Here is a 7,965-nt window from a genome sequence, read left to right on the forward strand (position 1 = left end):
TTACTATGGCAATTCTACAAGTTTTATTTATAGTTGGTTTGGGTTCTCTGTTAGGATTATTGGTTCTGAATAGTGTCAATGAGAAGAAGTATAAGCGACAGTTAGATGAGGCTTTTTATCTGTTATTGGAAAAACAAAATAGCCAGATTTCTTTAATTCAACTGGCGGCAAAGGCTAGGGTTGAGGCTCAAGTTGCACAACAGTATTTAAAGCGGCAAGTTCAGGTTTTTTCAGCAGTTTTAGAAGTAGATGATGAGGGAGATACATTTTATCGATTTCCGAAGTTGCGTTTGCCTCCAAGTTCGGAGCAAGAATGGTAAATTTGAGGTTATTATTACTTTGGCGATCGCACCCCTCCGCATTTTACAAAACTTCATATCTAATTAGTAATCGGCGATCGCCTGAAAATTATCCAGAAAAAAGTCAAAGAACCCAAAGCACTAAATCTTAATTTTGTCAATTTTGATTTTTGTATCTAAAAATACAACTAAACGCTTAACCTAGTCCTAATATCACACCGTAATGTGATAGGCTGCAATATCACCTAACTCATCTATTTAGGACTTAGAGAAAGGACATGGTAAAGCGATTCGATCGGCGGCAATTTCTTTTATACAGTTCAGCTACCCTGGCAACAAGTTTGCTATTGAAAGCTTGTAAGAGTCCAACTCCTACAGCAAGTTCTGATGCTTCTCCAACGCCAAGTGCATCTCCGTCGCCAGCAGCCGGCAGCGGAAATACCATTAAAGTAGGTATTTTGCACTCTCTAAGCAGCACGATGGCAATTAGCGAAAAGAGCGTTGTTGATGCCGAACAGTTAGCGATTGAGGAGATTAACAAAGCGGGTGGCGTACTGGGTAAGCAAATTGAAGCGATCGTAGAAGATGGCGCATCTGATTGGCCGACCTTCGCAGAGAAAGCTAAAAAATTAATTGACCAGGATAAAGTTGTCACTGTCTTTGGTTGTTGGACTTCCGCTAGTCGGAAGGCAGTATTGCCAGTATTTGAGCAGAAAAATCATATGCTCTGGTATCCCGTACAATACGAAGGTCAAGAGTGTTCCAAGAACATTTTTTACACAGGTGCAGCACCGAATCAACAGATAGAACCTGCCGTTGATTGGCTGTTGCAAAACAAAGGTAAACAATTCTTCTTGGTTGGTTCTGACTACGTTTTTCCCCGCACGGCAAACACTATTATCAAGGCGCAATTAGCAGAGAAAGGCGGCGAAGTAGTTGGCGAAGATTACATTCCCCTTGGAGGTACTGAAGTTACGCCGATTATTACAAAAATTAAGGCTGCTTTGCCAGACGGTGGCGTGATTTTCAATTCCTTAAATGGTGACAGCAACGTAGCATTCTTTAAACAGTTGCAGGGTGCAGGATTAGGGCCCGACAAGTATCCGTCAATGTCGGTCAGCATTGCTGAGGAAGAAGTCAAAGCAATTGGCGTGGAATATCTCAAAGGTCATTACGCCGCCTGGAATTATTTTATGACGATTGACACTCCTGCTAATAAAAAATTTGTTGAAGCTTTCAAAGCAAAATACGGCGCAGAGCGAGTAACAAATGACCCAATGGAAGCTGCTTACATTATGGTTTACCTGTGGAAGCAAGCAGTTGAGAAAGCAGGGACGGCGGATGATTTAGATAAGGTGCGAGCGGCAGCTTTGGGTCAAACTTTTGATGCTCCAGAGGGTAAAGTCACGCTGGAAAATAATCATCACCTTGCTAAGTTTGTGCGGTTAGGTGAAGTTAGAGATGATGGTTTGTTTAACATAGTTTTTGCAACTCCAGAAGCGGTGAAGCCAGTTCCTTGGAATCAGTTTGTTGCTGATACTAAAGGCTTTACTTGTGACTGGACGAATAAGACTGCACCCGATCCAGGCAAGTTCAAACAAACTTAGAGTTCGTAACGCCGCCCTCTGGGCGGTGACTTTACCGCCCAGAGGGCGGCGTTACAAGTTCTAAGTTACTAACTATGAAAAAAGGAGTAAACGGTTGCTACTACAAATTTTAGATGGAATATTTAATGGAATTAGCATTGGCGCTGTATTGCTAATTGCGGCTCTCGGCTTAGCAATTATTTTCGGGCTGATGGGTGTGATTAATATGGCTCACGGCGAGTTAATGATGTTAGGAGCTTACACTACTTTTGTGGTGCAGAACTACTTCAAAGGTGTGGGAGGATTTGCCTTTGAAATTTATATACTATTTGCCCTTCCTCTGGCTTTCTTAGTTGCCGCAATCATGGGATTAATTCTGGAACGAGGGGTAATTCGTTATCTCTATGGCAGGCCTTTGGAAACTCTGCTGGCAACTTGGGGCGTGAGCTTGATTTTACAGCAGTTTGTGCGGAGTGTAAGTTGGGTATTGGTAACTGGAATTTCGCTATTTTGTTTACTATTTTTTGGCGGAATGTGGGTGCTGCGTCGCCGCCCTGATTTCGAGCGAGTTCGTAACTGGATAGTGGCTGTAATGTTACCGCTATCTTTGGGAATTTCCTGGGCAGCTTGTGCATTTTTAGGACAGACTTATAAGCTAGATGTAACTAAGCCTTGGTTTGGCGCTCAAAATGTAGATGTGACTGCACCTAAATGGTTGCGTGGTGGGTTGCCTTTAGGTAATTTTCAGTTACCTTATGCGCGAGTTTTTATCATTGTATTGACGATAATTTGTTTGGTAGGAATTTACCTATTTTTACAGCGTTCAGTGTGGGGCCTTCGCATTCGCTCAGTGACACAAAACCGCAGCATGAGCGCTTGTTTGGGAATCCCTACTGAAAAAGTAGATGCACTAACTTTTGCTCTAGGTTCTGGGTTGGCTGGAGTTGCTGGTTGTGCAATTAGTTTACTCGGTTCCGTCGGGCCAAATACGGGGCAAAACTATGTGGTTGATACTTTTATGGTTGTGGTTGTCGGAGGTGTCGGCAAAATAGTAGGAAGTGTAGTAGCGGCGATGGCTATTGGTACAGTTAGTTATTTGATTGGTTCCGGTACGCTAGCTTTAATACTGACACCGATTAAACCTTTAGCTGATTTCTTTACTTTCTTTGCTACAACTAGCATGGCAAAGGTGATGGTATTTGCGTTGATTATTGCCTTTCTTCAGGTGAAGCCTGGAGGAATTTTCCCGCAAAAAGGGCGCACTGTAGAAGGGTAAAGGAAGGAGGAAAAAGGAATGAAGAATAGAGAATAGGGAATAGGAAGAGGGAATAATTTAGAGAGAAAGAAATCAAGAAGGAACAAGGAAGAAGGAAAAAAGCATGAAGCATGAAACACCGGGAATTATAGTAAGTGAAGAGAGGCGTTCGCTGGTTATTGAAGGGGCGATTGTAGTAGCGTTTGCGCTGATCTTTATCTTTATCATGCCTGCGATTCTCCCCAGCGTTCGCCTGAACCAAATGGGGCGATTTCTTGCCTTAGCAATTGCTGCCCTTGGTATTGATTTAATCTGGGGTTACACTGGTTTGCTGAGTCTGGGACACGGGGTGTTTTTTGCTTTGGGTGGCTACGCTTTTGCCATGTACTTGAAATTGCAAATTCCCGCAGATGCAAGCGTTAAATTGCCAGAATTTATGAATCTCTACGGAGTTACTGAACTACCCTGGTTTTGGCAACCGTTTTATTCTTTCCCTTTGTCCTTAATAGCAGTAGTCATTGTCCCTGCCTTTTTAGGTGCATTTCTGGGCTATTTAGTGTTCCGCAATCGCATCCGGGGCGTGTATTTTTCAATTCTGACTCAAGCGGCAACAATTGTATTTTTTAACTTTTTTAATGGCCAACAAAAACTGATTAATGGTACTAATGGATTAACTGACTTTAAAACCATATTTGGGGCAACAGTTAACTCACCACAGACGCAGTTTGTCTTTTACACGCTGACAATATTATTTTTAGTAGGTGCTTACGCCCTTTGCCGTTGGCTGACTAGCGGGCGTTTTGGTCGCTTGCTAATCGCAATTCGCGATGATGAAGTTAGGGTGCGTTTCTCAGGTTATGACCCCACTGATTTTAAAGTTTTAGTGTTTGGAATTTCTGCTGCTTTGGCAGGAATTGCTGGTGCTTTATTCACAGTGCAAACGGGGATTATTTCACCGAAGGCGATGGATATTGCTTTTTCAATTGAAATGGTAATTTGGGTAGCAGTGGGAGGTCGTGCTAGTTTGGTGGGGGCTGTAGTCGGGGCACTTTTAGTGAATTTTGGTAAGAGTTTATTAAGCGAACAATTTCCTGAAGTTTGGCTATTTTTCCAAGGGGCGCTATTCTTAATTGTGGTGATGGTGCTACCTAATGGTTTAGTCGGATGGCTGCGGTTTCAAGGCTGGGAAATGTTTCAGAGATTGCTTGGTAGATATAGGTATGCTCCTACTTATCCTAGTTTGGAAGAAGATCCAGAAGTACAGCGCGAAAAGGAAGAGTTGGAGAATCGTTAACTGTTAATTGTTGGTTGTTAGTTGTTGCTTATCAAGAACTAATAATTAGCAATTAGCAATTAGCAATTAGCAATTAGCAATTAGCAATTAGCAATTAGCAATTAGCAAACTTATGAACGAAAAGATTTTAGAGATTGAGGACTTGACCGTTAGCTTTGACGGTTTTAAGGCACTAAATGGGCTTAATTTCAGTATGGATGCAGGCGAGTTGCGAGTTATTATTGGCGCGAATGGTGCGGGAAAAACAACATTTCTAGATGTGATTACTGGCAAAGTGCAGCCGACAGAAGGGCGGGTTATATTTAAAGGGCGAAACTTGCGCCAATTGTCGGAACATCAAATTGTTCGTCTCGGAATTGGTCGTAAGTTTCAAACACCGCGAGTTTATCTGAATTTAACACCACGCGAAAATTTAGAACTATCTTGTAATCGCAAAAAGAATGTTTTTTTAACGCTTTTTCAGCGTACTCCTGTTGCCGAAAAGCGCACGGTAAGTGGTTTATTGGAAACTATCGGTTTAATTGCCAAAGCTGACATTGCGGCTGGTTTACTTTCTCACGGTGAAAAACAATGGTTAGAAATTGGGATGTTACTAGCCCAATCTCCTGATTTATTGTTAGTAGATGAACCTGTAGCGGGTTTGACTGATGAAGAGACGGCTTTAACTGGTGATTTACTGATTTCTCTGGCTGAAAGTCACTCCGTATTAGTGATTGAACACGATATGGAGTTTGTACGGCAAATTGCTAGAAAAGTGACGGTTTTGCATCAAGGTTCGGTTTTGTGCGAAGGAAGTATGGATGAAGTCCAAAACGATCCCCGTGTAATTGAAGTTTACCTAGGAAAGCCTGAAAACGAGCATCAAGCTGCTTAAAAAGTTAACGGTTAACGGTTAACGGTTAACGGTTAACGGTTAACGGTTAACGGTTAACGGTTAACAGTTAACTGTTACCAATTATCAATTACCCATTACCAAAAAATATGCTGCAAATCTCTGGTTTAAATGTTTACTATGGTGAAAGTCACATTCTTCGAGATGTGGATCTGAGTGTGGCGGCGGGGAAAATGGTTTGCTTGATTGGCCGCAATGGAGTCGGCAAAACTACTCTGCTAAAAACCCTGATGGGATTGCTGCAACCCCGTAGCGGTGCGATTGCTTTTTGTGGAGAAGGAATTGTTTCCAAATCTCCTGACAAAAGAGCGAGAATGGGCATTGGTTATGTCCCGCAAGGCCGCGAAATTATCCCCCGTTTAACTGTTGAGGAAAATCTATTTTTAGGTTTGGAAGCAAGAAAAATTCGCCCCACAAAGCAAGAAATTTCCGATGAGATATTTGAGCTATTTCCTGTGTTAAAAACTATGCTTTCTCGCATGGGTGGTGATTTAAGTGGAGGACAACAGCAGCAGTTAGCTATTGCTAGAGCATTGATGGGACAGCCGCAATTATTGGTTTTAGACGAACCTACAGAAGGGATTCAACCTTCTATTATTCTGGAAATTGAAGCTGCTGTACGAGGTATTGTTGCATCTAAAGGAATTTCAGTTTTGTTAGTAGAACAGCACTTGCATTTTGTGCGGCAAGCTGACTGGTACTACGCGATGCAAAAGGGTGGAATTGTGGCATCGGGAAATACTAGCGAACTTAGCGATGAAGTGATTCAAAGATTTTTGGCCGTATAGTGACCTGAAATGATTTGTACAGCAGGAATTGTGACTCCTGATAATACGATTTGGTGCTGGCGTTAGCGGTTGCTATAACAAAATTATTTATAGCAACCTTCTTGGCAGTTAAGACGTTCTGAGTTCCACCAAACTTGCTTATTCTATTCCCTTCTTTCCCTAGCCCCTAGCCCCTAGCCCCTAGCCCCTAACCGCCTTGGCGGTTGCTATAATCGCTATCTCAGGAACCTTCACCGCAGGAACAGAAGCTAAAAACTCAGCCACCTGCGCCTCAATTTGATCCCGCACAATCTGACGATACTCCAAGAAATGCTCAATCTGAGCACACACCGCTAAATAGCTACTTACACCACCAGGATTATGATAAAACATACTCAACAAATTGCGCCAAAATTGCCAGCGAGTGCTGCGAATAACACCCTGTCGCCAGCAAATAGTTAGTAGCGCCCGAATAGTCACCCAGTTAATTTTCTTACCCGCACCTTTACCTTTTTTAGGATAGGTTGCCTCCCCCAAAATGCGATAATGGCGGTAAGTACGATCTAAAAATTTAGATGGTTCATACAGTTCCCAAAAAGCCTCAATATACTCATGGGCAATATCTTCAAGGGGTCGCGTCGGCACAAAATTCATTAAAGTAGTCTGATTAATATTAGCCCCTTCTTTCCGTAGCCGTCCTTCCTTCACTAACCGATGCCAGAGAGCCGTATCAGGCAAGGCTTGCAGCATACTAAACAACGCTGTTGGAATCGATGTTTGCTCCACAAACTTGACAATTCGCGCACCTGCACCCGCCTTTTCACCATCAAAGCCGATGATAAATCCTGCCATTACTCTTAATCCTGTTCGAGTAATTTTAAGTACCGCTTCACTCAGCGAGTCTCTTGTATTTTGGTACTTCTGAGTCAGAGTCAAACTCTCTTCATCGGGAGTTTCAATCCCTAAAAATACCGCCCCAAAATTACACGCGACCATCGCATCCATCAGTTCTTGATCGTTAGCCAAATCCACCGAAGCTTCCGTTGCAAAAGAAAATGGATATTGATGTGCCACCATCCAAGGTTGCAGCTCTTTCAGAAATAACTTAACATTGCGCTTATTGCCGATAAAATTGTCATCGACCATAAAAATACTACGCCGCCAACCTAACTCATAGAGGCGATTTAATTCTGCTAAAATTTGCTCAGGGTTTTTAGTCCGAGGTTTACGACCATAGAGCACAATAATGTCACAAAATTCGCACTGGAAAGGACAACCGCGCGAGAACTGAACCGACATCTCCGCGTAAGCATCAAATTCTAGCAACTCGAATCGGGGAATAGGAGTATGGGTAACATCGGGTCTTTCACCACCTGAACGGAAAATACCAGAAGTAACTCCCTGCGCGATCGCATTGACAAATAATGGTAAGGTAATTTCGCCTTCATCTAAGATTAAATAATCTGCACCCGCCCCTGTGGCTTCATCAGGTAAAGCTGTCGGATAAGGGCCACCCACAGCAACCCGCTTATTCCTACGTTTTGCTTCCTGAATCTGATTGAGTAAATCCTCTTTTTGGACAATCATTGCTGACAGAATTACCAAATCTGTCCACTCCCATTCTGCCTCTGTCACCTCGCGCACGTTACGATCTACTAACTTAAATTGCCACTCTTGTGGTAGAATTGCCGCCACTGTTACTAAACCGAGAGGCGGTAACATTGCCTTTCGATTTAGCAAAGCTAGGGTTTTCTCAAATGACCAGAAACTTTTAGGAAATAGGGGATAGAGAAGTAAAACATTCATTCAAAATTACCTAAGAAGGAAGAAGGAAGAAGGCATTGATATTTAGTAGGACTTACGAATGCTTTA

Annotated in this window: 7 protein-coding genes; 6 read left to right on the top strand and 1 reads right to left on the bottom strand. The window is 42.7% G+C overall.

Translation table 11 applies throughout. From position 1 onward, the window contains the following. The first annotated feature begins 5 nt into the window (after positions 1-5). From PY364_RS06755 to urtE, 6 genes are all read left to right on the top strand, one after another. Positions 6-320 carry a hypothetical protein gene (locus PY364_RS06755; protein WP_275521461.1) on the top strand — a complete coding sequence of 105 codons (315 nt, stop codon included), beginning with the start codon at positions 6-8 and terminating at the stop codon, positions 318-320. Positions 321-577: 257 nt separating this feature from the next. Further along, positions 578-1,906, top strand: a complete 1,329-nt coding sequence (gene urtA, locus PY364_RS06760) for an urea ABC transporter substrate-binding protein (protein WP_275521462.1) — start codon at positions 578-580, stop codon at positions 1,904-1,906. 94 nt (positions 1,907-2,000) lie between these two features. After that, on the top strand, positions 2,001-3,161 hold the full coding sequence (locus PY364_RS06765; RefSeq protein WP_275521463.1) for a branched-chain amino acid ABC transporter permease: 1,161 nt from the start codon (positions 2,001-2,003) through the stop codon (positions 3,159-3,161). A 103-nt stretch (positions 3,162-3,264) separates the two neighbouring features. After that, positions 3,265-4,434 carry an urea ABC transporter permease subunit UrtC gene (gene urtC, locus PY364_RS06770; RefSeq protein WP_275521465.1) on the top strand — a complete coding sequence of 390 codons (1,170 nt, stop codon included), beginning with the start codon at positions 3,265-3,267 and terminating at the stop codon, positions 4,432-4,434. A 112-nt stretch (positions 4,435-4,546) separates the two neighbouring features. Further along, complete coding sequence (gene urtD / locus PY364_RS06775; protein WP_275521466.1) at positions 4,547-5,308, top strand: urea ABC transporter ATP-binding protein UrtD; 762 nt, start codon at positions 4,547-4,549, stop codon at positions 5,306-5,308. 107 nt (positions 5,309-5,415) lie between these two features. Then, positions 5,416-6,114 carry an urea ABC transporter ATP-binding subunit UrtE gene (gene urtE, locus PY364_RS06780; protein ID WP_275521467.1) on the top strand — a complete coding sequence of 233 codons (699 nt, stop codon included), beginning with the start codon at positions 5,416-5,418 and terminating at the stop codon, positions 6,112-6,114. A 180-nt stretch (positions 6,115-6,294) separates the two neighbouring features. Here urtE and PY364_RS06785 read toward each other — a convergent pair whose 3' ends face one another. Next, on the bottom strand, positions 6,295-7,899 hold the full coding sequence (locus PY364_RS06785; protein WP_275521469.1) for a B12-binding domain-containing radical SAM protein: 1,605 nt from the start codon (positions 7,897-7,899) through the stop codon (positions 6,295-6,297). Between the last annotated feature and the right edge of the window lie 66 nt (positions 7,900-7,965).

It is taken from the genome of Kamptonema sp. UHCC 0994, assembly GCF_029167235.1.
Taxonomy (GTDB): Bacteria; Cyanobacteriota; Cyanobacteriia; order Cyanobacteriales; family Microcoleaceae; genus Kamptonema.

What these genes read in the sequence shown, in the direction of transcription:
- PY364_RS06755 (WP_275521461.1), top strand. Translation starts at nt 6, where the DNA reads ATGGCAATTCTACAAGTTTTATTTATAGTTGGTTTGGGTTCTCTGTTA.
- urtA (WP_275521462.1), top strand. Translation starts at nt 578, where the DNA reads ATGGTAAAGCGATTCGATCGGCGGCAATTTCTTTTATACAGTTCAGCT.
- urtC (WP_275521465.1), top strand. Translation starts at nt 3,265, where the DNA reads ATGAAGCATGAAACACCGGGAATTATAGTAAGTGAAGAGAGGCGTTCG.
- urtD (WP_275521466.1), top strand. Translation starts at nt 4,547, where the DNA reads ATGAACGAAAAGATTTTAGAGATTGAGGACTTGACCGTTAGCTTTGAC.
- urtE (WP_275521467.1), top strand. Translation starts at nt 5,416, where the DNA reads ATGCTGCAAATCTCTGGTTTAAATGTTTACTATGGTGAAAGTCACATT.
- PY364_RS06785 (WP_275521469.1), bottom strand. Translation starts at nt 7,899, where the DNA reads ATGAATGTTTTACTTCTCTATCCCCTATTTCCTAAAAGTTTCTGGTCA.